This window comes from Pseudomonas sp. BIGb0558 (genome assembly GCF_024807515.1).
Lineage (GTDB): Bacteria > Pseudomonadota > Gammaproteobacteria > Pseudomonadales > Pseudomonadaceae > Aquipseudomonas > Aquipseudomonas yamanorum_A.
Map to the genome: position 1 here is coordinate 1 of NZ_JANUEW010000041.1, position 26,599 is coordinate 26,599.

General features: G+C 62.2%; 23 protein-coding genes and 1 pseudogene. 16 read left to right on the forward strand and 8 right to left on the reverse strand.

Annotated elements, in window-relative coordinates:
• Positions 1-373 precede the first annotated feature (373 nt).
• The 4 genes from M2400_RS28660 to M2400_RS28675 all read left to right on the forward strand — a co-directional run bounded on the left by M2400_RS28660 (position 374) and on the right by M2400_RS28675 (position 5,470).
• Positions 374-883: a sigma-70 family RNA polymerase sigma factor gene (locus M2400_RS28660; protein WP_259200856.1), complete on the forward strand. Its 510-nt coding sequence runs from the start codon at positions 374-376 to the stop codon at positions 881-883.
• Positions 884-892: 9 nt separating this feature from the next.
• The gene (locus tag M2400_RS28665; RefSeq protein WP_259200854.1) at positions 893-1,849 is read left to right on the forward strand and encodes a FecR domain-containing protein; all 957 of its coding nucleotides are present in this window, start codon (positions 893-895) and stop codon (positions 1,847-1,849) included.
• 91 nt (positions 1,850-1,940) lie between these two features.
• Positions 1,941-3,734: an ABC transporter ATP-binding protein gene (locus M2400_RS28670; protein ID WP_259200835.1), complete on the forward strand. Its 1,794-nt coding sequence runs from the start codon at positions 1,941-1,943 to the stop codon at positions 3,732-3,734.
• The gene (locus M2400_RS28675) at positions 3,728-5,470 is read left to right on the forward strand and encodes an ABC transporter ATP-binding protein (protein ID WP_259200834.1); all 1,743 of its coding nucleotides are present in this window, start codon (positions 3,728-3,730) and stop codon (positions 5,468-5,470) included. Before M2400_RS28670 ends, M2400_RS28675 begins: the two co-directional genes overlap by 7 nt.
• 31 nt (positions 5,471-5,501) lie before the next feature.
• On the opposite strand, the gene M2400_RS28680 is transcribed toward M2400_RS28675, so the two are convergent.
• Positions 5,502-7,241 (reverse strand): dipeptidase, encoded by a 1,740-nt coding sequence (locus M2400_RS28680; protein ID WP_259200832.1) that lies wholly within the window; start codon positions 7,239-7,241, stop codon positions 5,502-5,504.
• A 199-nt stretch (positions 7,242-7,440) separates the two neighbouring features.
• Here M2400_RS28680 and M2400_RS28685 point away from each other — a divergent pair, with 199 nt between their 5' ends.
• Complete coding sequence (locus tag M2400_RS28685) at positions 7,441-8,364, forward strand: ADP-ribosylglycohydrolase family protein (protein WP_177044058.1); 924 nt, start codon at positions 7,441-7,443, stop codon at positions 8,362-8,364.
• A 7-nt stretch (positions 8,365-8,371) separates the two neighbouring features.
• On the opposite strand, the gene rtcR is transcribed toward M2400_RS28685, so the two are convergent.
• Complete coding sequence (gene rtcR / locus M2400_RS28690; RefSeq protein ID WP_177044059.1) at positions 8,372-9,979, reverse strand: RNA repair transcriptional activator RtcR; 1,608 nt, start codon at positions 9,977-9,979, stop codon at positions 8,372-8,374.
• Between the two features lie 204 nt (positions 9,980-10,183).
• On the opposite strand from rtcR, the gene M2400_RS28695 reads away from it, so the two are divergent.
• The 5 genes from M2400_RS28695 (at position 10,184) to M2400_RS28715 (ending at position 16,756) form a co-directional block, all read left to right on the forward strand.
• A complete protein-coding gene (locus M2400_RS28695) occupies positions 10,184-11,734 on the forward strand; it encodes an RNA-binding protein (RefSeq protein ID WP_259200812.1) in 1,551 nt (516 codons plus the stop codon).
• A gap of 337 nt (positions 11,735-12,071) precedes the next feature.
• Positions 12,072-13,298 carry an RtcB family protein gene (locus M2400_RS28700; protein WP_177134415.1) on the forward strand — a complete coding sequence of 409 codons (1,227 nt, stop codon included), beginning with the start codon at positions 12,072-12,074 and terminating at the stop codon, positions 13,296-13,298.
• Between the two features lie 4 nt (positions 13,299-13,302).
• Positions 13,303-14,634 (forward strand): PBS lyase, encoded by a 1,332-nt coding sequence (locus M2400_RS28705; protein WP_259200801.1) that lies wholly within the window; start codon positions 13,303-13,305, stop codon positions 14,632-14,634.
• A 35-nt stretch (positions 14,635-14,669) separates the two neighbouring features.
• Positions 14,670-15,695 (forward strand): RNA 3'-terminal phosphate cyclase, encoded by a 1,026-nt coding sequence (gene rtcA / locus M2400_RS28710; protein ID WP_259200798.1) that lies wholly within the window; start codon positions 14,670-14,672, stop codon positions 15,693-15,695.
• A 104-nt stretch (positions 15,696-15,799) separates the two neighbouring features.
• The gene (locus tag M2400_RS28715) at positions 15,800-16,756 is read left to right on the forward strand and encodes a Dyp-type peroxidase (RefSeq protein WP_177134409.1); all 957 of its coding nucleotides are present in this window, start codon (positions 15,800-15,802) and stop codon (positions 16,754-16,756) included.
• On the opposite strand, the pseudogene M2400_RS33445 reads toward M2400_RS28715, so the two are convergent.
• Both M2400_RS33445 and M2400_RS28720 read right to left on the reverse strand, forming a co-directional pair.
• Positions 16,755-16,835 (reverse strand): annotated as a pseudogene (locus M2400_RS33445) (outer membrane lipoprotein carrier protein LolA); the annotation flags it as partial. The gene M2400_RS28715 and the pseudogene M2400_RS33445 sit on opposite strands and share 2 nt — an antisense overlap.
• Positions 16,836-16,852: 17 nt before the next feature.
• The gene (locus M2400_RS28720; protein WP_177044065.1) at positions 16,853-17,722 is read right to left on the reverse strand and encodes an undecaprenyl-diphosphate phosphatase; all 870 of its coding nucleotides are present in this window, start codon (positions 17,720-17,722) and stop codon (positions 16,853-16,855) included.
• A 191-nt stretch (positions 17,723-17,913) separates the two neighbouring features.
• On the opposite strand from M2400_RS28720, the gene M2400_RS28725 reads away from it, so the two are divergent.
• A complete protein-coding gene (locus tag M2400_RS28725; protein ID WP_310503574.1) occupies positions 17,914-18,420 on the forward strand; it encodes a GNAT family N-acetyltransferase in 507 nt (168 codons plus the stop codon).
• Positions 18,421-18,424: 4 nt separating this feature from the next.
• On the opposite strand, the gene M2400_RS28730 is transcribed toward M2400_RS28725, so the two are convergent.
• Positions 18,425-19,381 carry a GlxA family transcriptional regulator gene (locus tag M2400_RS28730; RefSeq protein WP_177080017.1) on the reverse strand — a complete coding sequence of 319 codons (957 nt, stop codon included), beginning with the start codon at positions 19,379-19,381 and terminating at the stop codon, positions 18,425-18,427.
• 167 nt (positions 19,382-19,548) lie between these two features.
• Here M2400_RS28730 and M2400_RS28735 point away from each other — a divergent pair, with 167 nt between their 5' ends.
• On the forward strand, positions 19,549-20,226 hold the full coding sequence (locus M2400_RS28735) for a type 1 glutamine amidotransferase domain-containing protein (protein ID WP_259200792.1): 678 nt from the start codon (positions 19,549-19,551) through the stop codon (positions 20,224-20,226).
• Between the two features lie 97 nt (positions 20,227-20,323).
• On the forward strand, positions 20,324-21,448 hold the full coding sequence (locus M2400_RS28740; RefSeq protein WP_259200790.1) for an alkene reductase: 1,125 nt from the start codon (positions 20,324-20,326) through the stop codon (positions 21,446-21,448).
• A gap of 6 nt (positions 21,449-21,454) precedes the next feature.
• Here M2400_RS28740 and M2400_RS28745 read toward each other — a convergent pair whose 3' ends face one another.
• Positions 21,455-22,060, reverse strand: a complete 606-nt coding sequence (locus M2400_RS28745; RefSeq protein ID WP_259200787.1) for a glutathione S-transferase family protein — start codon at positions 22,058-22,060, stop codon at positions 21,455-21,457.
• 101 nt (positions 22,061-22,161) lie between these two features.
• Between M2400_RS28745 and gcvA the strand changes: the two genes are divergently transcribed.
• The gene (gene gcvA, locus M2400_RS28750) at positions 22,162-23,061 is read left to right on the forward strand and encodes a transcriptional regulator GcvA (protein WP_259200785.1); all 900 of its coding nucleotides are present in this window, start codon (positions 22,162-22,164) and stop codon (positions 23,059-23,061) included.
• Positions 23,062-23,075: 14 nt separating this feature from the next.
• Here the strand turns inward: gcvA and M2400_RS28755 are convergent, their stop codons facing one another.
• Positions 23,076-24,074, reverse strand: a complete 999-nt coding sequence (locus M2400_RS28755; RefSeq protein ID WP_177134400.1) for an NAD(P)H-quinone oxidoreductase — start codon at positions 24,072-24,074, stop codon at positions 23,076-23,078.
• A gap of 176 nt (positions 24,075-24,250) precedes the next feature.
• Between M2400_RS28755 and M2400_RS28760 the strand changes: the two genes are divergently transcribed.
• Both M2400_RS28760 and M2400_RS28765 read left to right on the forward strand, forming a co-directional pair.
• Positions 24,251-25,126 (forward strand): LysR family transcriptional regulator, encoded by an 876-nt coding sequence (locus M2400_RS28760; protein ID WP_177044072.1) that lies wholly within the window; start codon positions 24,251-24,253, stop codon positions 25,124-25,126.
• Between the two features lie 108 nt (positions 25,127-25,234).
• Positions 25,235-25,651 (forward strand): DoxX family protein, encoded by a 417-nt coding sequence (locus tag M2400_RS28765; RefSeq protein WP_177115645.1) that lies wholly within the window; start codon positions 25,235-25,237, stop codon positions 25,649-25,651.
• A gap of 48 nt (positions 25,652-25,699) precedes the next feature.
• On the opposite strand, the gene M2400_RS28770 is transcribed toward M2400_RS28765, so the two are convergent.
• Positions 25,700-26,518, reverse strand: coding sequence for an alpha/beta fold hydrolase (locus M2400_RS28770; protein WP_177080021.1), 819 nt, complete (start codon positions 26,516-26,518; stop codon positions 25,700-25,702).
• Between the last annotated feature and the right edge of the window lie 81 nt (positions 26,519-26,599).

The window sequence follows — 26,599 nt, forward strand, 5'->3', positions numbered from 1 at the left end:
CGGCCTGTAGGCCGCTGTGCTGTTGATCTGCTTTTGATCTTGATCTTAGGCGCCCCGTTAAACCACGCTGGCCGAACGCAGGTAGTACGGAGCGGCGGCCCGCGTAGTAATACCGGAGCTGAGGGCACACCGAGCCTTAGCGAGGTGCCGAGTGGTGGGGCAAGAGCGTTTTGCTTACTTTTGCGCTTTTCAAAAGTGAGCCGCTGTAAGAGCGGAACCAATCGTGGCCGTTACAAAAATAACGGATATGTACACCTCAGCCCCCCCAACCCCCCGCATTGCACCCACGCCCCAGAGCCGATAGTCTTGCAAACTGTTACCAACAACCCAATGCCCCAGCACTCCCGGGACCATTGGGTAAAAGGAGAGGTTTGTGAACATCGGACAGTTCGCCTTTCAACGCCAGGTTGAAAATCTATACGTCGACCACAACAGCTGGCTACGCACCCTGTTGCGCAATAAGCTGGGCAACGCGTTAGACGCCGCCGACCTCGCCCACGACGTCTACCTGCAACTCATGCGCAAGGGCCAACTCCCGCCCACCGGCGAGTCCCGGCGCCACCTCACCCAGATCGCCAACGGCCTGGTCATCGACCTCTACCGCCGCCGCCAGATCGAATCCGCCTACCTGCAAGCCCTGACCCTGTTACCCGAAACCCGCGCCGCCGATGAAGAAACCCGCGCCCTGGCCATCGAAGCCCTGATCGAAATCGACGCCGCCCTGCACAGCCTCCCACCCAAGGCCCGCCAGGCCCTGCTGCTGTGCAAGCTCGACGGCCTGAGCTACCGCGAGATCGCCGCCCAACTGCAAGTCTCCGTCTCCTCGGTAGAAAAATACATCGCCGCCGGCCTGTTGGCCTGCTACCAGACCCTGCACGGCTGACCCGTCGCGATGTCGATCGAGCAGCCCATTTCCCCCGCTATCATTGAGCGCGCCACCGCCTGGATGGCCCGCCTGTGGGCCGATGACGCCAGCGAGGATGACCACGCCAACTGCCTGCGCTGGCGCGCCGAACACCCCCACCACGAACTGGCATGGACCCGCCTGCTGGGCTTCGAGCAAAAACTCCACAGCGTACCGGCGCCAGTAGCCAAACACACCCTGGCCGAACCCGCTGCCCCCGACTCCCTCAACCGGCGCAGTACCCTGCGACTGCTGGGCCTGTTGGTCGCAGCCGGCAGCCTCGCCTACGGCGTGCGCCGCACCGACACCTGGCAACTGGCGAGTGCCGGGCACAGCACCCGCACCGGAGAAGTTCGCGAGGTCGCATTGCCCGACGGCACCCGCGTGGTGCTGGCGTCTGCCTCGGCGATTGACGTGCAGTTCGACGACCACCAGCGCCTGGTACTGCTGCGGGCCGGCGAGGTGTTCATCACCACCGCGCCTTCACCCCGGCCGTTTCGGGTGCAGACGCGCCAAGGCCTGCTTCAGGCCCTGGGCACACGTTTCAGCGTGCGCCAATGCGACGACAGTTGCCGGTTGGCGGTGCTGGAAGGCGCCGTGCAGGTGCAGCCCGCACACGGCGCGGGCGTGCGGGTGGATGCCGGCCACGGCGCGAGCATTTCCAGGGATCAGGTGAAACCCATCGCGCAGGTGACAGACCGCAGCGTCGCCTGGGTCAAGGGCCTGTTGGTGGCCGACGGTACGCGGCTCGATGAACTGGTCGCCGAGCTGGCGCGCTACCGTCCGGGTGTGCTGCGTTGTGCGCCGGAGGTGGCCATGCTGCGGGTCAGCGGCGTGTTGCACCTGGCCGATACCGACCTGGCCCTGGACAACCTGGCGGCTGCGTTGCCAATACAGGTGATCCGGCGCACGCGCTACTGGGTGACCGTCAGCGGCCCTGCCTGAAAATTATTTCCGGTTCCGGTTGAGGGTTTTGGCTGGTCGTTCGGAAGATAAGGTAAGGGCGAGCAAAAGCTCATTCAGTCAGGGAGACTTCATGAGTAACAGGGATACGGCTGCGGCCAAACCCAGGGGCCGGGGCGCGGTCTCGCAGGTATTGCGGCCGGTACGCGCGCGACTGATCGCCGCCGCACTGCTGGCCGGTGTGGGCAGCATGCTGACGCTGGTGCCGCTGGGCTGCATCGTGCATATCGCCAGGATCGCCCTCGGCGAGCCGTCGATTGCCCAGGCATCGGGCGAGGTGTGGTTGACCATCATCGTCAGCCTGGCGAGCCTGTTCGCGGGCATGTTGTTGATGACCGTTGCCGAGGCCGTGGCGCATCTGGCCGACAACCACATCACTCGCCATTTGCGCCTGGCCATCGCCGAGCGCCTGAGCCAGGTGCCGCTGGGCTGGTTCACCGAGCGGGCGTCCGGTGAGGTCAAGCAGGCGCTGCAGGACGACATCGGCACCTTGCATAGCCTGACGGCGCATTTCTATACCACCGTGGGCCGCTGTGCCGGGGCGGTCTTGCTGGCGGTGGGCTATCTGTTCACGGTCGACTGGCGCATGGCGCTGGTCTCGCTGCTGCCGTTTCCGGGGTTTTTCCTGTTCTTTGCCAAGGCGATGAAAGCCAGCGGCAGCAACATGGGCTCCTTTGTCGAGCGCATGACCCGGGTCAATAACGCGGTGGTTGAGTTCGTCAACGGTATTCCGGTGGTCAAGGCCTTCGGTGCCACCGGCAAGGCCCACGCGAGTTACCGTAAGGCAGTGGATGATTTCAGCGAGGCGTTCGTTGAGTTCACCCGGCCGCTGGTGGGGACGATGGCCAATGCCAACGCGATGATCGCCCCGGTGACCGTGCTCGCAATGGTGCTGACGTTCGGCCTGGTGTTTGTGAGTCTTGGCTGGATTGAGGCCGTCGATGTGCTGCCATTTGCCATTGTCGCGCCGGGTATTTGCGCGCCGCTGATGCTGCTGAGTTACATCACCCACGATCTGAACAACGCCGTGGGTGCCGCCGAACGTGTGCAGGCACTCCTGGCGACACCGGTGCTGGCGCAGGTGGCCCCGGGGTCCGAGCGGCTGCCCAAGGACGCCGAAGTGCGCGTCGAACACCTCGGCTACGCCTACCACCCGCAGAGCCCCGTGCTGTCGGATATCAGCTTCACCCTCAAGCCCGGCACCGTGACCGCCATCGTCGGCGCCTCGGGCTCGGGCAAGTCGACCCTGGCGCGCCTGCTGCTGCGTTTTTTCGATCCGACCGAGGGGCGTATCACCCTGGGCGGCGTCGACCTGCGGCAGATCGAGACCGCGCAGCTCTACAGCCTGATCGGTTTTGTGCTGCAGGAGGTGCGCTTGATTCATGCCAGCGTTGCCGAAAACATCGCCCTCGGCCGGCCCAGCGCCAGCCAGAAGGAGATCGAGGCGGCCGCACGCGCCGCGAATATCCATGAGTGCATCATCGGCTTGCCCCGGGGCTACGCCTCGGTGATCGGTGAGGACGCGCAGCTGTCCGGTGGCGAGCAGCAGCGCATCAGCATCGCCCGTGCGGTATTGCTGGCACCCCCGGTGCTGGTGCTGGACGAGCCCACGGCCGCCGCCGATGCCGGGAACGAGGTGGCGATCCAGGAGGCGCTCTCGCGTTTTGCCCAGCGCCGCACGCTGCTGGTGATCGCCCACCGCCTCGATACGGTGATGCACGCCGACCACATCATCGTGCTGGAAAACGGTCGCATCGTTGAGCAGGGCAACCATCCTCGACTGATCGCACAGGAAGGCCGCTACGCACGCCTGTGGGCGTCGGGCGGTTACAAACAGACCCGTGAACAGGCGCTGCCGACATGCTGAAAACCTTTATCGAACTGTTGGGCGACGACGCCCCGGTGTTGCATCGCTATGTCGGCAAGGTGGTGTTCTACGGCGCGTTGTGCGGGCTGACCATCGCCGCGCTGGTGCCGGTGCTGACCGACATGCTCAACGGTGATCTTGCTGAAGCCGCGCTGTGGCTGGTGGTGTTTCTGGCAGCGGTGGCAACGTGTTGGGCCACCCGGCGGGAAGTCGAAAAGGCCGGTGTCGCAGTGGGTGTGGCGGTGCTGCAAGGCGGTCGTCAGCGCATCGGCGATCATGTGGCCGGATTGCCTGTGGGCTGGTTCACGCCCGATAACACCGCGCGACTCAACCATGTGGTGACCCAAGGCATGATGGCCGTGGCCCAGTTGCCCGCCCATGTGTTTACCCCGGTACTCAGCGGCGTGGTGACGCCATTGGTGCTGGTGCTCGCGCTGTTTGTGCTGAACTGGAAAATGGGGCTCATTGCGTTAGTCGCGCTGCCGATGCTCGGCGCTGCATTTTGGTTCAGTGCGCGGCTGGGGCGGCGTGCCGACCGGGCGTTCCAGCGTAGTTCGGCCGAGACCAGCCAGCGCATGCTGGAGTTCGCTCAGTCGCAGTCGGTGTTGCGCGCGTTCAGTGGTGGCGGCAGCACGGTGTTCCTGCAACGGGCGATTGAGCAGCAGCATGCGACCGGGGCACGCCTGATTCTTCTGTCGGCGACCTCGGTGCTGCTGAATATGTGGCTTGTGCAGATGGTATTCGCCGCGTTGTTGATTACCGCCGCACTGTGGCTTGACGCGTACCTGGGGAATGCCTTGCACGTGGGCTCGGTGATTGCGGTGATGGTGTCGCTGTTGCTGGTCAGCCGCTTCATTGACCCGCTGCTGGAGGTGGCCGGCTATGGCGAGACCTTGCGCGGTGCCGGCGGGCAACTTGAGGCGGTGCGCGAGATCCTCGCTGCTTCGCCGCTGAAGGAGCCGGGCGCGCCGCAATCTCCACGGGATGCCTCGGTGGAACTGTTTGACGTGAGTTTTCGACACCCGGCCGGTTCCAGGGACGTGCTGCGGGGGGTGAACCTGCGTATCGAGCCCGGCAGCATGACCGCGCTGGTGGGGGCTTCCGGCTCGGGCAAGACCACGCTATTGCGCCTGGTCGCACGGTTTTTCGAGGTCAGCCAGGGCCAGGTGTGTGTCGGGGGCGTGGACGTGCGGCAGATGTCCGGCGAGCAACTCAACGCGCAGATCAGCCAGATCTTCCAGGATACCTACCTGTTCCAGGGTAGCGTCGCCGACAACATTCGCCTCGGCAAACCCGACGCCAGCGACGCGCAAGTACTGGAGGCCGCGCGGCAGGCTGGTGTGCAAGAGCTTATCGAGCGCCTGCCCATGGGCCTGTCGACCACGGTGGGTGAGGGCGGGGCACGCCTGTCCGGTGGCGAGCGTCAGCGTGTCGCCATCGCCCGTGCGTCGATCAAGGGTGCGCCGATCCTGCTGGTGGACGAAGCCACTGCGGCACTGGACGCGGAAAACCAGGCGATCATCGCCGACACCCTGGCGCGCCTGCGCGGCAAGTGCACGTTGATCGTGATTGCGCATCAGTTGTCGACGGTGGTGATGGCCGACCAGATCGTGGTGCTCGACGAGGGTCGAGTCGTGGAGCAGGGCACGCCTGAACAGTTGACGGCCCGCCAAGGGCGGTATGCGCGGTTCCTGGCGCAGCGGCGGGCGTCGAAGGGGTGGCGTATCGCTTGGTAGACCCGCCAGGGCGGCGGGCCTGAAAGGTTACTCAGAGCTTCGGCAGTTGCCCGATGCGGCCCATCATTTCAGTGACGATCTGCAGGTCCAGCAGGAACTGGTCGACGGTCTTGAACTCGTTGTCGGTATGGCCGGTGTACTTGACCTCTGGCCGCGCCAGGCCGAACTGCACGCCGTTGGGCAACTCATGCACGGAGGTGGCGCCGGCCGAGGTGCCGTACTTGTGCTCCATGCCCAGGTTCTCGCTGGCCACCGCCAGCAGCGCCTTGACCCACTCGCCTTCAGGGTTGCGGTACATCGGCTCGGCGATCGAGTAGTCAAAACTCACGGCCACGTGGTTTTTCTTGGTCCAGGCTGCCAGCTTGTCGGCGATTTCAGCCTTGAGCACTTGCGGCGACTTGCCCTTCGGTACCCGCAGGTTGACTGCCAGCTTGAAGGTGTTGTCGTCCTCGCCCACATAGGTCAGCGAGGTGGTCAGCGGCCCCATGAACGCATCGGAGAAGCCCACGCCCAGCTTGCCGCCAAGGTAGTCCAGGCCCCAGTTGTTGGCGGCGTAACGCGCGGCGTCGGTGAACTGGTTGTGCTTGAGCGCCACCTTGCCGTCGAGGCTGTTGAGGAAGTCGAGCACCCGGGCGACCGGGTTCACCCCGGATTGCGGTTCGGAGGAGTGGGCGGACACGCCGGTGACGGTCAACTGCACGTCCTTGCCGGCCACCTTGGCCGCCACTTCGAAGTCGCCGCCATTGCGCTTGGCGTACTCGCTGCCGGCCTTTTGCAGGCTGGCGGCCAGTTCGGCGGGCTTGTCGCTGAGCAATGTCACCACCGATGCTGACGGAATCTGGTTGGTGGCCTTGCCGCCGGTCATCGAGATGATTTCTGCGCCTTTGCCTTCAGCCTTGCGCTTGGGGAACTTGGCCATGACCGTGCCGTAGCCTTTCTCGGCGATCACCACCGGGTAGCCGCCGTCCAGCGCCAGGTTGTAGTTAGGCGTTGGGTTGTGTTCGAAATAGTACGGGATCGCGTCGCCGGAGGTTTCCTCGGTAGTGTCCACCAGCAGCTTGAAATTGCGCGCCAGGGGCAGCTTCTCTTCCTTGATCACCTTCATCGCGTACATCGCCACCACGATGCCGTTCTTGTCATCCTCGGTGCCGCGGCCATACATGCGGTCGCCGATCAGCGTGACCTTGAACGGGTCGAGCCTGGTGCCGTCTTTCAGCACCCAGTTCTCCGGGGTTACCGGCACCACATCGGCGTGGGCGTGGATACCGACCACTTCATCGCCGCTGCCTTCCAGGGAAATCTCGTAGACGCGGTTGTCGATATTGCGGAAATTCAGGTTGAACGACTCGGCGAGGCTCTTGATCTTGGCGGCGATCTTGATGAACTCGGGGTTGTCATGCTGAGCCACACCGGCCACCAGGAAGGTCGGGATCTGCACCAGCTCGCGCAGGGTTTCGGTGGCGGCTGCGCCGTACTTCACCCGCGCATACAGGCCCAGCAGGCGGTGAATTTCGTTCTGCTGGTCAGCGCTCAGATCCTTGTTGTCTAGGAAGGCACTGATGGCCGGGCCGAGGTTGTCGCTCTTGGCCACATCACTCTTGGCCAGGCTGGCGAGGAACTGCCGGAAATCCTTGACCGAGGCATCGCTGAAGGTCTTCAGGATGACGGCGTTCTGTTGTGGGGTGAGGTTGGCTTGAGCCTGGGTGGTGAACACCGAAAGGCTGGCCGCCATCAGGGTGGCTACGGCCAGTTGCTTGAGGGAAAAATCCATTGCTGAGGGCATTCCTTTGCAGGGAGTGAGTGAGAAATGTCTGATCGAAAGGTCAGAAACAATTTCACACACTACCATCGGGAGGTGGGAGGAGGGGAGTGCCTGAGTCGGAAATTTCCCAGAGAAATGCGCGGCGCCCCACAGAGCGGGAAGCTCCGGTATGGTTCTCTGCTTGGGGTGTTATTTGTGCAAAGGAGTGATGTTGATGAAGCTTTCAGACCGTTACCGCGGCAGCCTGCTTGGCCTGGCGTGTGGTGATGCGGTAGGGACCACGGTTGAGTTCATGCGCCGTGGTTCGTTTGCTCCGGTTACCGATATGGTCGGTGGTGGACCCTTCCAGCTTTTGCCGGGCCAGTGGACGGATGACACGTCCATGGCGCTGTGTCTGGCCGAAAGCCTGCTGCGCAAGAGTGGTTTTGACGCTGCCGATCAGATGGGGCGTTATCTGAACTGGTGGAAGTGGGGCTATCTGAGCTCGACGGGGGAGTGTTTCGATATTGGTACGACGGTTCGTGATGCATTGGCGCAGTATCAGCTCAGCGGTGACCCGTTCGCAGGCTCTACGGACCCATACTCGGCGGGTAACGGGTCGATGATGCGCCTGGCTCCGCTGGTGCTGTTCTATTTTCCTGATGCCGAGCGGCTGCGTGAGTTCACCGTCGACAGTTCTCGCACTACCCATGGCGCGTTGGAGGCGATTGAGTGCTGCCTGGTACTGGCGGAGTGTATTGCGAACGCGCTGCGCGGAGATCCGAAAGCGCAGGTAGTGAAGGTGGACTATCTGAAGTTAAGCCAACCCAAAGTTGCCGACATTGCCAGCGGCCACTACCTCGATAAGGCGCGCAGCGACATCGTTGGTTCGGGTTACGCAGTGGCTTCGCTTGAGGCGGCGTTGTGGTGTTTTCATCACACCGACAGCTTTGCCGAAGCCGTTTTGGTCGCGACAAACCTGGGCGATGACGCCGACACCACTGCGGCAATCGTGGGGCAGTTGGCCGGCGCGTATTACGGTGTGCAAGGCATTCCGGCCGAATGGCTGGGCAAGCTATGGCAGCGTGAAGATATTCAGGAAACTGCCGACGCGTTGTTTCAGGCTGCACAAATCCAGGCTGCCGCATTTTAGATATCCATCAGCCCTTCAACTCCGCCAACTGCTTCCATTCAATCGAAAACCGCGCCAGGTATTTGCGCAAGCGGTCGGCATCGTTCGGTTGCGCCTTGGCTTGTCGGGAGACGCCGAACAGGCGCCTTCCCGCATCGGAAGTACTGTCGGACTGGCGGCAGATTTCGATCACGGCGTTGAGTTGCAACTGGTCGAACAGGTCCAGTTCGGTATCGACGCCCAGGCGTGACAGCCAATCGTTTTGCGGCGACTCCAGGCCCCAGGCATAGCGCAGTCGATCGATTTCTTCCTGGGTCTGGCTTTCGTCGATGCGCCCGCTGTCCGCCAGGGTGGCCATGCGCGTGATGGACGCCGACAGTTCGCGAAAGTTGCCCAGCCACGCCGCTTCGCTGGAGCAGGCAAAAGCGAGGTAACGCCGGCGTGCTTCCAGGTTGAAGCGCACCACCTGACCTTGTTCGCGCGCGTGGCGCTCCAATTCGAAGTCGATGTTGGGCTCGATGTCTTCGCGGCGCCCGGCCAGGCCCGGCAAGTCGAAGGTCCAGAGGTTGATCCGGGCGTATAGGTCTTCGCGGAACAGCCCTTCGGCGACGCGGCCGCGCAGGTCGCGGTGGGTGCCGGCGATGATCAGGAAGTCGCTGGTGACCTCCTGGTCGCCACCGAGGGGGAAGAAGCGCTTCTCTTCGACGGCCTTGAGCAGCATTGCCTGCTCGTCGAGCCCCAGTTCGCCGATCTCATCCAGAAACAACATGCCGCCGTCTGCCGCGCGCAACAAACCATCGCGGGCGTTCTGGGCGCCGGTGAAGGCGCCTTTGATATGACCGAACAGTGCCGACATCGCGCCATCGCCGCGCAAGGTGGCGCAGTTGACTTCGACGAAGCGCCCCTGGACTTGATGCCGGCTGCGCTTGAGTTCGTAGATGCGCCGCGCGAGGAATGACTTGCCGGCACCGGTGGGACCGATCAGCAGCATCGGCGCCTTGGAGCGTACGGCTACGCGTTCGATCTGTTCGATGGAGCGGTTGAAGGCCGGGTTGCGGGTGGCGATTCCGGATTTGAGGAAGGCCAGGCTTTCCAGACGCTTGTGGGCGAAGCGCGATGCGATGCGGTCGTAGCGTGACAGGTCGAGATCGATCAGGGCATGGGTGCCGGTGGCGCGCTCTTCTTCGTTGCGACGACGAGCCGGGGAGGTCTGGATTAACCGGGCGGGCAGGTAGCGTGCTTCCGTCAGCAGGAACCAGCAGATTTGCGCGACGTGGGTGCCGGTCGTGATGTGGACCAGGTAGTCCTCGTGGTCGGTATCGAAGCGGTAAGCGGCGGTGAAATCGTGCAACGCGCCGTACACCTCCTCGAAATCCCAGGGGTTCTTCAGGTGCATCGGGTGCAGCCGCACCTCGGTTTCCGGCGATACCTGCTGGATGTCGTCGCGGACTCGCTGAGCCAGGCTGACGTCGCGGGCATCGATGCCGTGAATCAGTTCGAGGCGATTAATCAGTACCTCTTGCTGCTGGCAGAGGCCCACGCTGGGGCGCCAATGGTTCCAGCGGTTGGCACCTTTGCCGACCCGGTCGAGGGTTGAGCCGATAAAGCCGATGGCAACGGTGCGTTTTTGACTCATGGTGATACCAAAATATATATGACGATATGTAAGGATAGGTAATTTGTGATGCGAATGTCACCGCTGCTGAGCGGTGAAATGACTAAAATTAAAAATAACTATATAAAACAAATAGATAAAAAATTTTCACGTTCAAAAAATAAAACTGGCATGGCGGCTGCAATAACTCTCGCAACGAAACACACAACAGAGCGAGACGCCACGATGGCCAACTCCCAAGTCTTCAACACCCAGCAGGCGAAACTGCCTGCATGCGACACCTTGAACGCTACACAGGTACCGGCTTATGCCTACAGCGCCAAGCACAAACTGGCCCAGCTGGCGGTCACCGGTTGCTTAAACCAGACCTTCCACGCCTCAGCTGAAAGCCAGCTGGACAGCGTGTTGCAACTGGCCGGCGAGCTGGACAGCCGTTATGTCGCCAAGGTCGCGTGTTATGCCCGCCGCCAGGGCCACATGAAAGACATGCCGGCGTTGCTGTTGGCCGCATTGGTGGCTCAGCGTTCGGTGATGGTGCCGCAGATGTTCGAGCAGGTCGTGGACAGCGGCAAAATGTTGCGCAACTTCGTGCAAATCCTGCGCAGCGGAGTGACCGGACGCAAATCCCTGGGTTCGCAGCCCAAGCGCCTGGTACAGAACTGGTTGAACACCGCGACGGAGCGTCAGTTGTTGCAAGCCTCGGTGGGGAATCAACCGTCGTTGGCGGATGTGGTGAAAATGGTTCACCCCAAGCCCACTGAACCATGGCGTGAAGCGTTCTTCGCCTGGTTGATCGGGCGGCCAGTGGATGTGCAGGCCTTGCCGGAGTTGACCCGGGCTTTGCTCGCCTTTCGTAGCGGTTCAAGCACCGAAGTACCAGCGGTACCGTTCCAGTTGCTTGGAAACGAGAAGCTCAGCAAGGAACAGTGGGCTGCCCAGGCCGATAACATGGGCTGGCAGGCGCTGCGCATGAACCTCAACACCTTTGCCCGCCAGGGCGCGTTCGAGGTGCCAGGGTTTGCATGGCAAGTGGCGGCGCGATTGGCTGATGCAGAAGCGATCGCCAAGGCGCGGGTGTACCCGTACCAGTTGCTGGCCGCGTATCGGATGGTGGGAGATGACGTACCGGCGTGTGTCCGGGAGGCCTTGCAGGATGCTCTTGAGTTGTCCCTGGCCAACGTGCCGGTGTTGCAGGGTTCGGTAGTGGTTTGCCCTGATGTGTCGGGCTCGATGCACAGCCCGGTGACCGGTTACCGCGAGGGCGCCACGAGCGCTGTACGCTGCATCGATGTGGCGGCCTTGATTGGCGCCGCGATCTTGCGCAAGCAGCCGGACGCACGCTTGATGCCGTTTGAAAATCATGTGGTGGATATCCGGCTCAACCCGCGTGACAGTGTGATGAGCAATGCGCAGAAACTGGCAGCTATCGGCGGAGGCGGGACCAACTGTTCGGCGCCGCTGGCCAAGATAGCCGGCGCCAAAATGAAAGTGGACACGGTGATACTGGTGTCCGACAACGAGTCGTGGATTGATGCAAGGCGCCAGCGCGGTACCGAAACCATGCGCCAATGGGAGCTGATCAAACAGATCAACCCGCAAGCGCGGTTGGTGTGTATCGATATGCAGCCGGGCGCGACGACGCAGGCGGCGGACCGCCAGGACATTTTGAATGTGGGAGGCTTCAGTGATGCGGTATTTGATGTGATCGCACAGTTCGCCGAAGGGCGCTACGGTGCGCAACATTGGGTACAGGCGATTGAAGCAATGGAAGTTTGATTTCACTGGTGCTGAATGCTGACGGGACTACATCAAAAGACGTCTCGTCAACCCTTGTCAGCGTCAGTGACGGCACGAATGCCTGTGGCTGTACATCTCTGGTAAGCCGGTATGTTCCGGCGCTCAGTCACACTTTTTGTCGTGCCACCTTTTTACGATTTTGGCAGTGAATGCCACGGGTACTCCTTCGTGTCGCAGGTTCGATTCCTGCCCCGGCAACGGGTAGCTCAGTTGGTAGAGCAGCGTATCTGTGATCCCTTATCACTGCCTACGGGCCTGACCCATTTATTCAAGGACTACGCCGCCTGAGTGTGGCGAATGGAAAAGAGTCGAGAACATGCAAGCACCTACTTTTCAACTGCTGGAAGTTGCCAACGGCAAGCCCATCAAACTCTGGACCCAAGGAGTGCCGGTGGAGCCGGAAGCTCGCCAGCAATTGATGAACACGGCGAAGATGCCATTCATTTTCAAGCACCTTGCGGTGATGCCGGATGTGCATCTGGGCAAGGGCTCCACCATTGGCAGCGTGATACCCACCGTGGGCGCGATTATCCCGGCCGCCGTTGGCGTGGATATCGGCTGTGGCATGATCGCCGCGCGCACCTCGCTGACTGCCGCTGACCTGCCGGATAACCTCCATGGTCTGCGTTGCGCGATTGAAGCGGCGGTGCCCCATGGTCGAACCAGCGGCCGCAACGGGCGTGACAAGGGTGCCTGGGACAGTATTCCGCAGCAGGCCGATGTTGCGTGGGCGGCATTGCACCCGCGTTTCAAAAAGATCACCGACAAGTACCCGAAGCTGCTGAAAACCAACAACCGCCAACACCTCGGGACGTTGGGCTCGGGTAACCACTTTGTCGAAGTCTGCCTGGATGAAGCCAACCGCGTCTGGTTCATGTTGCACAGCGGTTCCCGTGGCGTTGGCAATGCCATTGGCAACCTGTTTATCCAGTTGGCTCAAGAGGACATGCGTCAGCACATCGCCAACTTGCCGGATCGGGACCTGGCCTATTTCGAAGAGGGCAGTGAGCACTTCGATGATTATGTTGAAGCAGTCGGCTGGGCCCAGGACTTCGCCCGGCAGAACCGTGAGCTGATGATGCAGGCGGTGGTTCAGGCGACGCGTAAGGTGATCCACAAACCGTTTGAGGTGGCGCTGGAGGCGGTGAACTGCCACCACAACTACGTGCAAAAAGAACGGCATTTTGGTGAAGACATCCTGGTTACTCGCAAGGGTGCGGTGTCGGCAAAGAAAGGTGAGTTGGGGATTATCCCGGGCTCGATGGGCGCGAAAAGTTTCATCGTGCGCGGGTTAGGTAACGAAGAGTCGTTCTGTTCCTGCAGCCACGGCGCTGGTCGGACCATGAGCCGCACCAAGGCCAAAAACACCTTCACGGTTGCTGACCAGGTGCGCGCGACGGCCCACGTGGAATGCCGCAAGGACGCCGCGGTAATCGATGAGATTCCGATGGCCTACAAGGACATCGACCAAGTCATGCACGCCCAGCGCGAGTTGGTGGAAGTGCTGCATACCTTGCGCCAGGTGGTGTGTGTAAAAGGATAGGGCAATGAACAGCATGCAAGCGTTGGAGCGTTATCGGGCATTGGATCTCAAGCGTGCTGATGACGCTCAGAGGTATGTACGGGAAGTACTGGCCATCCAGGGCGCAAATGAATCCTGGCTCACCCTTAGCAGGTTCGGTAATGGGTATGTCCGGGAAATAGCGGTTCGCGCGCTGGCTGGGCACACCTCGCACCAAGCCCTGGAGGCACTGCTGGAACGCCTGAATGATTGGGTGCCGCAGGTTCGCGAGCAAGCGGTGCTGGGGGTTGAACGCTTCCTTGTAGAGGAGCGTGCCGAGTTGTGGTTGCAGGTATTGGGCGCGGTGCTGGCGTTGGCGGGAAAGGGCCGTGCTGACCACGACCTGACGTTGGCCAAGGTACGCCGTTTGCTGGTAGCGCATCAGGTGCGGCCGGCCGCGCAAGCCGCTTTTGTTGGCAGCCGTGGCAAGACGGCACGGTTTCTCTTTGAGCTGCTGCAGGATGGCTCGCAGGAGTTGGTGGCGTTGGCGCTGGAGCATGCCGATGTGTCGGTTCGCCAGCGAGGCGTTGATGCCAGTGCTGGTCTGCCGGCGGCTCAGGCCTTGCCTTTGCTCGAAAAGGCGATGAGCGACTCTGCCGCCAGCGTACGGGTCATGGTGCTGCGCAGGTTGCTGACGTTGGTCCAGGACCCGCGCGGATACCTGCGTAATGCACTGCTGGAGGCATCGCCGGCTATGCGCTCGCTGGCAAGATGGGCAGCCCCTCGCTGGCGGCTGGATTGTCGTGAAGTGCTGTTGGCGCGGCTGAGTGCAGAACCTGCGCAGACTCGCCGCGAATGGCTGGGATTGATCGGGCTGGTCAAGGACCTGAACGAGGTCTCGGTTGACGAGATGATAGTGCCGGCTTTCATGTCGCCATCGCCGCATGTCCGGCAGTTGGTGCTTGAAGCGCTGGGTGATCGCGGCCTGGCGTTGCAACTCCGGGCCCTAGACGACTCCTCGGCGAAGGTCTTCAGATGTGCAGTGGCGCTCCTGAACCAGCAGTCGTGGGCGGTCATCGATGGCGCGGTGGAGGCGCTCCTGGATAGTCAGTGGCATGCGTTGCCGGACGATCGTCGGCGAGCACTGCTAGGGCTCAAGCCGCTATGGAGGCAGCTTGAGTACTTGCTGGAGCGTTTTGCGCGGTCGTCGAGTGATTCGGCCTACTGGCTGGAGAGGGTGAGCGCCTGGTGTGATGAGCAATACACTCTGGTCGATCCGCAAACGCCCAAGGCAGTACGCGATGCCTTGTTGATGCAGGTCCAGCAATTAGAGGGCGGTGAGTTGCTGCCTCCCGGGACTTCAAGACGGCTGCACTGAAACAAACGTTGGAGCACTACGCATAAGGAATGGATATGAACCAGGATGTGATCGAACTGGACGGCGCGATGGGCGGCGGCCAAGTGTTGCGCAGCGGCCTGAGCCTGTCGATGGTGACCGGGCGTACGCTGCGGATTAAAAATATTCGCGCCAGGCGCAGTCGGCCAGGGCTGTTGCGTCAGCACTTGACGGCAGTGCTGGCCGCCGCCGAGGTGTGTGGCGCGCGGGTTGAAGGTGCTGAACTGGGTTCCCAGGCGTTGCTGTTCGAGCCGGGGCGGATCCAGGGTGGGGACTATACGTTCTCTATCGGCACGGCCGGCAGTTGCACCCTGGTATTGCAAACGTTGCTGCCGGCATTGCTGCTGGCTCTGCAGCCCAGCCGTGTCAGCATTTGCGGCGGCACCCACAACCCGATGGCGCCTCCGGTGGATTTCCTTGAGCGTGCCTGGTTGCCGCAACTGCGGCGGATGGGCGCCCGGGTCGAGCTGACGCTGGCACGTCATGGCTTTGTACCGGCTGGCGGTGGCGAGCTTGTGGCATTTATACATCCAAGCACATTGATGCCATTGCACCTCACTGATCGGGGTGAATTGAAGGGCGCCTGTGCCACCACGTTGAGTGCCGGGCTGCCCGTTCACGTCGCCGAGCGCGAGCTGGAACGTGTTCGTCAGCGGTTGTCCATCAGCCCGGAGCAGTTGCGCGCGGTGAATCTTGATCCGGAGCACGGGCCGGGCAATGTCCTGTTGTTGGAATATGCTCATGCGCATGTCACCGAAGTGTTCAGTGCCTTTGGCCAGGCGCGATTGCGAGCAGAGGCGGTAGCCGACCAGGCTATCGAGCAGGCGCTCGAGTGGCTTGCCAGTGAAGCGGTCGTCGCCGAGCATCTGGCCGACCAGCTATTGCTGCCGATGGCACTTGCCGGCGGCGGCAGTTTCACCACGCTGCGGATGACCGAGCACTTGCAGAGCAATATGGCGGTGGTCCAGCGGTTTTTGCCGGTGATTATTGAATGCCACGAGCAAGGCCCTCAATTGCTGAGGATTGAATGCCGGGCGCTGTAGCCCGGCAAACGGGGCCGATCTCTAAGCGCTGAGCCGCGACCGTCCGTCTTCTGTCTGCTAATCTGCCGTCGTTGAAATCCCGACCGCCACCCGTGGACCTTCCAATGACAACCCCAACCGATCAGAACCTCGAACCCCAATCCGTCTGCAGCCCGATCACCAGCAGCGCCATTTTCATGGTTGCCACCCTGGCTCCCGGCAGCGATTCAGCCGAGGCAGTACGCAGTTGGTGCGCCGATATTGCAGGCCTGGTGCGCTCGGTCGGCAAACGTGTGCCGGCCGGCAACCTGACGTGTGTTGCAGGTTTTGGCTCAAAGGCGTGGGACGCACTGTTTGGCGGCCCACGTCCGGCAGCGTTGCATCCGTTCAAGGAAGTGGGCGTGGCAGGGCGCCTGGCGCCGGCCACGCCGGGGGATATCCTGCTGCACATTCGTGCCGAGCAGATGGACCTGTGTTTTGAGTTGGCCACCCAGTTGATGGCGGCGCTGGGGGACGCGGTGACGGTGGTGGATGAGGTCCAGGGTTTCCGTTACTTCGACATGCGCAGCATCATCGGTTTTGTCGACGGCACCGAGAACCCGGTAGGGCGCAAGGCGGTGGGTTTCACCATCGTCGGGGATGAGGACCCAAATTTCAGCGGCGGCAGCTATGTAATGGTGCAGAAGTACCTGCACAACATGAAGGCCTGGAATGAGTTGTCGGTGGAGGCGCAGGAACGGGTGATCGGGCGCACTAAATTGTCGGACATCGAGCTCGACGATGCGACCAAGCCGAGCAATTCCCACAGCGCGCTGACCACCATCACCAAGGACGGCGAGGAAGTGAAGATCCTGCGGGACAACATGCCCTTCGGCCGGCCGGGTGCGGGGGAGTTTGGTACTTATTTCATCGGCTACGCGCGGTCGCCGGAGCCTTTGGAATTGATGCTGGAGAATATGTTTGTCGGTCGACCGGCCGGCAACTATGACCGCCTGCTGGACTTCAGCACGGCGGTCACCGGCGGCCTGTTCTTCATACCGTCAGCGGATTTGCTCGAAGAACTGGCCGACCGCGCGCCTTAACTGTAGGAGCGAGCTTGCTCGCGAAAAACTTCCAGGCACCGCGTTTATTCAAGCTTGGCGCGTCATCGTTAACGACCATCGCGAGCAAGCTCGCTCCTACAGGAATCCGGTGCTCACCGCCACAATCAGGAATACCCCCAGCACTGCGCGGTAAATCACAAACGGCCAGGTGGAGAACCGCTCCAGGAACTTCATCAGGCCCCAGATTGCGAAGAACGCCGAGACGCTGGCAACCACCAGGCCAAAGATCAGATGCGGCCAGGCGTGGGCCGGCAGCTCGGCGTGGAACAACACCCACAGCTCCTTCAAGCCCGCCAGGGCGATCGCCGGCAAGCCCAGCAGGAACGAAAACCGCGCCGCTTCTTCACGCTTGAAGTTGAGGAACAGGGCGGCAGTCAGGGTCGAGCCCGAGCGGGAAACCCCTGGAATCAGCGCGCCGATCTGCGCAATGCCGACAATCAATGCATCCCGCAGGCGCATTTCCCCCACCGTGCGCTTATGCCTCGCGCTTAGCTCCGCTGCCGCCAGCAGCACCGCCATCACCAGGCAGGAAATCCCGATCACCATCAAGCCACGCAACGGCGAGTTGCAGGAGTTGAGCGTCGACGACAAGGCAATCCCGGCGATACCAATCGGAATCGTCGCCAGCACAATGGCCACCGCCAACTTGAACCATTGGTTGTTGTAGTCACCCTGGCGCACCGCGTTGATGCTGCCCACCGTGACCTGGCGTACATCCTTCCAGAAGTAACTGACCACTGCGGCCAATGCAGCCAATTGCATGGCGGCGGAAAACGCCGAGCCCGGATCCGGCCAGCCGAGCAGGGCGGGCACGATGCGCATGTGGGCGGTGGAAGACACAGGCAACAATTCTGTGATGCCTTGAATGATGCCCAGGATGCCGATTTGCAGGTAATCCAGGGACGCAAAGCCGACATCGAGGCCGCTGGTGCAGACGTTTGTCAAAGTACTTATCCTGAAAACAAGGGGGGAGGAAGTGCTGCGGAGTTTAGTCTAACTTTGTAATGATTTTGTCGTTGACAAGAGAAAAGCGCAATTGATTCAGCAACCAGAAAGCTTGGCGGATGGATTGGCATTGTCGGCGGCTTTTGTTGACAATGACGCCCTGTTTTTGTGCCGAGATGCCCATGCCTGCAATCCCCGATACCACCGTCGAATTGATCGAGACCGGCCCGGAACATGTCGCGTTGATCGCTAACCTTTACCAGTTCTACGCCTACGAGTCCTCGGACTGGGAGCAGGAAGACGTCGAGGTGGACGGGCGCTTCTACATTCATGAGGAACACCTGGCCCGCTACTGGGAAGACCCACGGTGGAGCGCCAACCTGTTGTTGGTCGACGGTTTTATCGCCGGCTTCCTGCTGATCGAGGGCAGCGAACTGCCGGGGATCGACGCCCTGGAGCTGGCCGACCTGTTCATCTTGAAACGCTACCGCCGCAAAGGCATTGGCCGCGCCATCGCCACCCAGGTGTTGAGCAGCGGCGAGGCGAATTGGCTGGTGCGGTTCTATGACCAGGATGAAGTGAGCCAGGCGTTCTGGCGCTCGGTGCTGGATAACCTGCCGCGCCCGGTGCAGGCCATCGAGCTGGATGATGAGCCGAACCTGCTGAGTTTCCTGGTGACTCGCGCGGCCCTGCACTAACCCATCAGTTGAATGCCGCGCCAGCCCCGGCACTGAACAGCGCCGCCTGCATCACCTGCGGCGGCTGCCCGAACGCCCGCAGGAATGCCTGGCGCATGCGCTCGCGATCACCGAACCCGGTCTCGCGGGCGACCACTTCCACCGGATGGCGGCTGGTCTCCATCATCGCCCGGGCCGCTTCCACCCGCAGGGACTCGATGGCCTTGGCCGGAGTTTGCCCGGTTTCCTCGCGAAACACCCGGCTGAACTGGCGCGGGCTGAGCCGGGCGACCGCCGCCAGCGCTTCGACGGAAAGGTCGTGTGTCAGGTTCTCCCGGGCGTAGGCCAGGGCCAACTGCACACGGTCGGATTTGGGGTCCAGCTCCAGCAGCGCCGACAGTTGCGACTGCTCGCTGCCGCGCCGCTGGGCAATCACCAGCTTGCGCGCGATGCGCCGGGCGAGGTCGCTGCCCAGGTCGTTCTCTACCATGGCCAACGCCAGGTCCACCCCGGCGCTCATGCCGGCGCCGGTCCAGATCTGGCCGTCGACAACAAACAGTTTGTCTTCCTCCAGGCGAATCTGCGGGTAGCGCTTGGCAAAGGCCGGTGCGTGCAGCCAGTGAGTGGTGGCGCGCTTGCCCTCAAGCAACCCGGCCTCGGCCAGTACGAAGATGCCCATGCACAGCGACGCAATCCGCCGCGACTGCTTCGAGGCCGCCTGCACCAGCTTCAACAGGTTGGCGTCAGGCAGTTGGAACTCCAGGTAACCGCTGACGATCAATGTGTCATAGCCCTCAGGCCTTATCGGTGTGCTGTTCACCGAGAAACCCTGGGACGTCATGATCGGGCCGCCACTCTCCGATACCAGGTGGAACTCATACGCCTGCTCGCCACGCAGCAGATTCGCGCACTCGAACACCGAGCCCAGGCTAAGGCTCAAGGATTGGAAGTTCGGGTAAACCATCAGCGCAATGCTGTGCATCTCATCTCTCCAGGGGGCGCGGAGCAGTGATTGTCGGCGTGTGCCGGGTAAACGGCAACCGGCATGGTGCAATGTCCGGAATCCTTGCGGACATGACATTGTGCGGTTCTGGCCCGGCTCCTAAGCTTGCTTCCATTCCAACCCACATCACCCCGAGGCACTGGCACATGAAAGTATTGATGGTTTTGACTTCTCACGACCAGCTTGGCAACACCGGCCGCAAGACCGGGTTCTGGCTCGAAGAATTTGCTGCTCCCTACTACGCGTTCAAGGACGCCGGGGCCGACGTGACCCTGGCTTCGCCGGCCGGTGGTCAGCCGCCGCTCGACCCGGTCAGCGACCTGCCGGACTCGCAGACCGACCAGACCCGCCGCTTTGCCACCGACCCGGCGGCACAGCAGGCCCTGGCTACCACGCTGAAGCTGGACTCGGTCAACGCCGGTGACTTCGACACCGTGTTCTACCCAGGCGGCCACGGCCCGCTGTGGGACCTGGCTGAGTCGAAAACCTCCATCGCCCTGATCGAAGCCTTTGAGCGTGCCGGCAAGCCGATTGGCTTTGTGTGCCACGCCCCGGGTGCCTTGCGTCACGTCAAGGCGGTCAACGGTGAGCCGCTGGTCAAAGGCCGTCGTGTCACCGGCTTCTCCAACTCTGAAGAAGCGGCGGTTGGCCTGACTGACGTGGTGCCGTTCCTGATCGAAGATGATTTCAAGGCACTGGGCGGCAAGTATGAGAAAGGCGCCGACTGGCAGTCGTTTGTGATTGAAGATGGCCTGCTGGTCACCGGGCAGAATCCTGCCAGTTCCAGCGACGTTGCCAAGGCGCTGTTGAAGCTCACCGCGTAACCCGCAGACACCCCCGAAAAAAAGCAAGTGGTTGGCGGCTCCCTGACGGGGAGCCGGCAGCTTCTGCACGCCCGAAATTCGACTCTGGAACCCACTCATGAGCAACTGCGCTTTAGGCACCCCGATCAAACTGGGGCACCACACCCTGAAAAACCGCATCGTCCTGCCGCCGCTCACGCGCCAGCGAAGCGCTCAGCCCGGCGACATCGCCACGGACTTGATGGCCGTTTATTACCGCCAGCGTGCCACGGCCGGCTTCATGGTCAGCGAGGGTACGCAGATCGAGCCCCGCGGCCAGGGCTATGCCTGGACGCCGGGCATCTACACCCCGGCGCAGATCGACGGCTGGCGCACGGTGACCGATGCGGTGCATGCCGACGGCGGCGTGATCTTCGCCCAGCTTTGGCATGTGGGCCGCGTGTCCCATTACGACCTGCAACCCGACGGTGCAGCACCCGTCGCGCCGTCGGCAATCCAGCCGCAGCAGGCGAAGGCATTCGTGGCAACCGGGCCGGGCACGGGGGAGCTGGTGCAGCCGCCAGAGCCTCGCGCCTTGACTACCGCAGAGGTCAAGGACCTGGTCGGGCTTTACGCCCAGGCTGCAAAAAACGCACTGGCCGCCGGGTTTGACGGTGTAGAGATTCACTCGGCCAACGGCTACCTGGTCAACCAGTTCATCTCGGCGCATTCCAACCAGCGCGAGGACGAGTACGGTGGCTCGCTGCACAATCGCCTGCGCTTCCTGCGGGAAATCGTCGAGGCGGTGGCCGACGTGGTCGGCCCGGAACGCCTGGGTGTGCGCTTTGCGCCGTTGTTCAGCGGCACCGATCAGGACCGGGTTTACATCGGCCTGGTGGAAGAAGACCCGCATCACACCTATATCGAGGCGATCAAGGTACTCGAAGCGGCCGGCATTGCTTATGTGTCGATTGCCGAGGCCGACTGGGACAACGCCCCCGAGCTGCCCGAGTCGTTCCGCCGGGCGGTGCGCGACACCTTCAGCGGTCGCATCATCTACGCCGGCCGCTACACCGCAGAGCGCGGCGTGCGACTGGTAGAGGCGGGGCTGGCAGACCTGATTGCATTTGGTCGACCGTACATTGCCAACCCCGACTTGCCCCAGCGCATCCTCAACGGTTGGCCGCTGAACCCGTTGAACGCTGCCGGCCTGTATGGCGGCACCGAGGTGGGCTTCACTGATTACCCGGTGTACGCCGGGTAAGCCCGACTACTCGACCGGGAACTTGCTGAAGGCCGGATGCTGTTCTGCGCGTGCCGCGTGGCGTTGCAAGTGGGGGAAGGCATCCGCCTTGATCACGTCGGCAATCTTGAGCTGGGTGAAGGACCAGGCGACCGCCGCTGTCAGGCTCGCCTGGGTCAGCGGCGCTTCGCTGTCGCGCTCGGCCAGCAACGCCTCCAATAACGAATACGCCGCCAGCAGCTGCCCGGTCACGCGGTCGATCCATGGCTGATGAAGTTTTTCGGCGGGCCGCAGGTGATGTTCGTAGACGATCTGCACGGTCTTTTCGCACGCGGCCAGCGCCAGGCCGATCACTTGCAAGTCCTTGGCAAGTGCCGCTGCTTGCCGGGGCATCAGCTTGTCGCCGCCCGGCGCCAGCGCTTCCAGATACTCGAGGATCAGGCCGGAGTCCATCAACACCGTGCCGTCGTCGAGCACCAGGGTCGGGGCCTTGACCACCGGGTTGATCCTGGAGAATTCATCGAAGGTGCTGAACACCGAAAGTGCCTGGTGTTCAAACGCGACACCGTACAGTTCCAGGGAAATGGCCACGCGGCGTACGTAGGGCGAGTCCAGCATGCCGACCAGTTTCATGAAGCCTCCATTTACCGCAGTGTTAAATTCAGATTACTTTATCGGGGGATCAACCCCTGTAATATCGATCTTTTTTATCATGAAAGGTTAGCCAGGCTTACATGAATGCTTTCCCGCCCTTGACCGCATTGCGCAGTTTCGAAGCCACCTCCCGGCTGGGCAGCGTGACCCTGGCGGCCAAGGAATTGCACGTCACCCATTCGGCGATCAGCCAGCAGATCAAGGCGCTGGAGGAACTGGTCGGCCTCACCCTGTTTGTGCGTGAAGGTCGCGGGCTGCGTGTCAGCGAAGATGGTCGCCTGTATGCACTGCAGATTCGCCAGGCACTCGCGGACATCGAGCACGCCACCCGGACGATCCAGGCCCAGCCGAAAATGGGCGAGTTGGTGGTCGCGGTCATCCCCTCGTTTGCCCGCGCCTGGTTGATCCCCAGGCTGCCGGCGTTTCAGCAGCGCTGCCCCGACATCAACATCCGCCTGCAAGCCAGCCTGACGGTTTCCAACCTGCATCAGGAGTCAGTGGATATCGGCATTCGCATGGGCAAGGGCGACTGGGACGGCGTGGAGCAGAAGTTGCTGTTTCATGACGAGTTGGTTGTGGTCGCGGCGCCACACTTCAATGGCGGGAAACTGCCGCGCACGCCAGAGCAGATCATCCAGAGCCGGATTATTCACAGCACCGAATCCTGGTTGCCCTGGTGCCAGGCGGCCGGTGTGGACGTGGAGGTTGAGCGTTCGGGCCTGTGCAGCAACGATTCAAACCTGGTGCTGGAGGCGGTGCGGCTGGGGCAGGGCATCGCGCTGGATCGGCGCAGCCTGGTGCAAGACGCCATCGGGCGGGGAGAGTTGGTGCAGTTGAGTGAGATCACTGCGCCGTACCCTTACCCGTATTGGCTGGTGTGGCCACCACGGGAGCGTTCGGCGAACAAGCAGCGGGAGTTCTGCGAGTGGTTGTTCGCCGAGGCGCAAACCTATCAGGCCCTGGTGAAAAACCAGGCCTGATCCGCAGCGTTTTTTCATTCCACCCGCAACACAATCTTGCCGATGTGGTCGCCACCCTCCATGCGGGCATGGGCTTGCGCGGCGTCGGTGTAGGCGTACACCTTGTCGATCATCGGCAGGCAGCGCCCCGCCGACAGCACCGGCCACACATGCTTGCGCAGTTGCGCGGCAATCGCGGCTTTTTCTTCCCGGGTACGGGAGCGCAGCAACGAGCCGGTGACGATTGCGCGTTTGCCGAGGATCGCCAGCAGGTCGATGTCCTTGGCACGGGCACCGCCCAGGAAGCCCAGCATCACCAGCCGACCTTCCATGGCCAGGGCGCTGATGTTGTTGTTCAAGTAGGAGCCACCCATGATGTCGAGGATCACGTTAACGCCCTGGCCCGCGGTTTTTTCAGCGATAACCTCGGCGAAATCCTGTTCCCGGTAGTTGATCGGTTCGGCCCCCAGTTCGCGGATGACCGCACATTTTTCTGCGCTGCCGGCGGTGGCGAACGCTTCGATACCCAGCTCGCGGCAGAGCATCAGCGCGGTGGTGCCGATGCCGCTGGTGCCGCCATGGATCAGTACCCTCTGGCCTTTCTGCGCGCCACCGATGCCAAACAGATTGGCCCACACGGTGAAGAAGGTTTCCGGAATCGCCGCCGCCTGAATCCACTCCATGCCGTCGGGAACCGGCAAGGCCTGGCTGGCGGGCACCACGCAGTACTGCGCATAACCGCCGCCATTGGTCAGGGCGCACACCTTGTCGCCCAGCGCGTACTCGCTGACGCCTTCCCCAAGCGCGACCACCACGCCGGCCACTTCCAGCCCGGGGAACGGGCTCATGCCGGGCTTCATCGGGTAGGTGCCGGCGCGTTGCAGGGCGTCAGGGCGATTGACCCCGGCGGCGTGCACGCGGATCAGCACTTCGCCGGGGCCGGCTACCGGCATGGGCTCCTGGCGGGGTTTCAGGACCTCGGGGCCGCCGGGGCTGGTGATTTCGATCAGGGTCATTTCGTGGGGCAGATTCATTTGAGCGCACCTGTAGCAATGAACGTATGGGTTGGGACCGCGCCCAATGTCGGGCAGTTCAGCAGGCTGGCGGTCCTGAAGATTTTCTCTGGTGCCCAGCATAGCCGTGATAAGTGATGCAATAATGCTGCGATTACACGTCACGATGATGCAAAAATGCATCGCAAGGGGAAGCCATGAACTGGGACGATGCGCGGGTGTTCCTCGCGGTGTGCCGCGAATCCACATTGCGCGGTGCCGCGCGGGTGCTGGGGGTGGACCAGGCCACTGTGGGCCGCCGGGTCAATGCCTTGGAAAAGTCCCTGAACGCGACGTTGTTCCTGCGCACCTCCGAAGGCTATGCACTCACAGCGGTGGGTGAAGCCGCCTTGCAATCGGTGGAGAGAATGGAGCGCTCGGCCCTCGACCTGGAGCGTCAGGTCCAGGGCCTGGACGACCGCCTGACCGGCACGGTGCGGGTGACCACCACCGACTCCCTGGCCATCGACTTCCTGATCCCGGCCATCGCCCGGCTGCACGACGCGCACCCCGACGTGCGCGTGCAGATGGACGCTTCGACCCAGTTCCTTAACCTGGCCAAACGCGAAGCCGACATCGCCGTGCGCAACACCCGCCCGGACAACCCCGACCTGATCGCCCGGCGCATCGCCCGCTGGCCGGTGGGGCTCTTTGCCTCGCAGGCGTATATCGACCGCTACGGCGCACCGGAGCCGGGCAGCCTGTTCGAAGGGCACGACCTGGTGGTGTACCAACCGCACCTGCAAAGCCAGAAAGACCTGACCCTGGTGTCTGAGCCGCTGGGGCGCGGGCGGATTGTCGCGGCCTTGAGTTCCAGCCTGCTGGTGCGCCGGTCCATCGCTGCGGGCCTGGGCATCGGTGAAATTCCGCTGATTTCCGGTGAGAGGGACGGGCTCGTACGCCTGTGGCCGGAGCGTACGCGGCCATTGCCCTACGATGTGTGGCTGGTGACCCATGCCGACCTGCGGCATACCGCGCGGGTGCGGGTGGTCATCGACGAGATCGTCGCGGGGTTTGCCGGCACGGGCGAGTGAGTTGCCAGGTCAGCACATCGCTGCAATTTCCGAGGCGTGCGTAGCCGCACAATCGGCTCTGGTTCCGGCGTAAAAAAGGCCGGTGGACGTCACGGGGACAGGTTGCATATGAACGCATCACAACGGGATGAACGGGCACGGGATTTCGGGCTGCTGTTTTTGCGGGTCAGCGGGGGATTGTTCCTGCTGTGGGTCCATGGCCTGCCCAAGCTGCTGGACTATGGCGAACAGTTGAAGGTGATCGAAGATCCCTTCCACCTGGGGGCGAGCGTGACACTGCTGCTGGCGATTTTCGCCGAGGTGCTGTGCCCGCTGTTGATCATCGCCGGGGTGCTGGTGCGCCTGGCCTGCTTGCCTATCTTGAGCGTGCTGCTGATCGCGATGCTGGTGGTGCATCCGCAGTGGACACTGTTCGAAGGGCAGTTTGGCTGGCTGCTGCTGATCATTTTCACCAGCATCCTGATTGCCGGGCCCGGGAAATGGGCGCTCAACCAGCAGTGGGACGGAGTGCTGCGCCAGGCCTGAATAAAAAAGGCCGGGCAAGCCCGGCCAAAAGGAGGTGATGCAATCGGTTCAGCGCTTCAGGAACGCCAGCAGGTCTGCGTTCAAGGCTTCGGCGTGGGTGACCGCGAAGCCGTGTGGTGCATCCTTGTACACCTTCAATTCAGCGTTCTTGATCATCTCGGCAGCCACCTTGCCGGTGGTTTCGAACGGCACGATCTGGTCGCCGTCACCGTGGATGACCAGGGTCGGTACGTCGATTTTGGCCATGTCCGGGCGGAAGTCGGTTTCCGAGAACGCAGTAACGCAATCCACGGTGGACTTGAGCGAGGCGAGCAGGGCGATCTGCAAGGTCTGGGTCAGTACGCCGTCGGAGACTTTCTGGCCCTTGTTGATGCCGAAGAACGGCGTGTTGAAGTCGGAAATGAATTGCGCGCGGTCCTTCAGCAGGCCGGCCTTGATGCCGTCAAACACCTCGGTGGGAACGCCTTGCGGGTAGTCGGCTTTCTGGCCGAACAGCGGCGTCACCGCCCCCAGCAACACCAGGCCGGCCACGCGCGCGCTGCCATGGCGTGCGATGTAGCGGGCGACGTCACCACCGCCCATGGAAAAGCCCACCAGGGTCACGTCCTGCAGGTCCAGGTGGTTGATCAGTTCGGCGATATCGTCGGCGAAGGTGTCGTAGTCGTTGCCGGTCCAGGGCTGATCCGAGCGGCCAAAACCACGTCGGTCAAAGGCGATGGTGCGGTAGCCGCGGCTGCTCAGGTATTCCATCTGGTATTCCCACATGTCGGCGTCCAGCGGCCAGCCGTGGCTGAACAGCACGGGCTTACCGCTGCCCCAGTCCTTGAAGTAGATTTCGGTACCGTCTTTGGTGAGGAATGTGCTCATGGAAACTCCTTGGGTGAGTACGAAGGCAAAGGCTGACTATTGTCGAACAGGCGCCTGCAGCGCTTGTACGGGTGTGCTTGG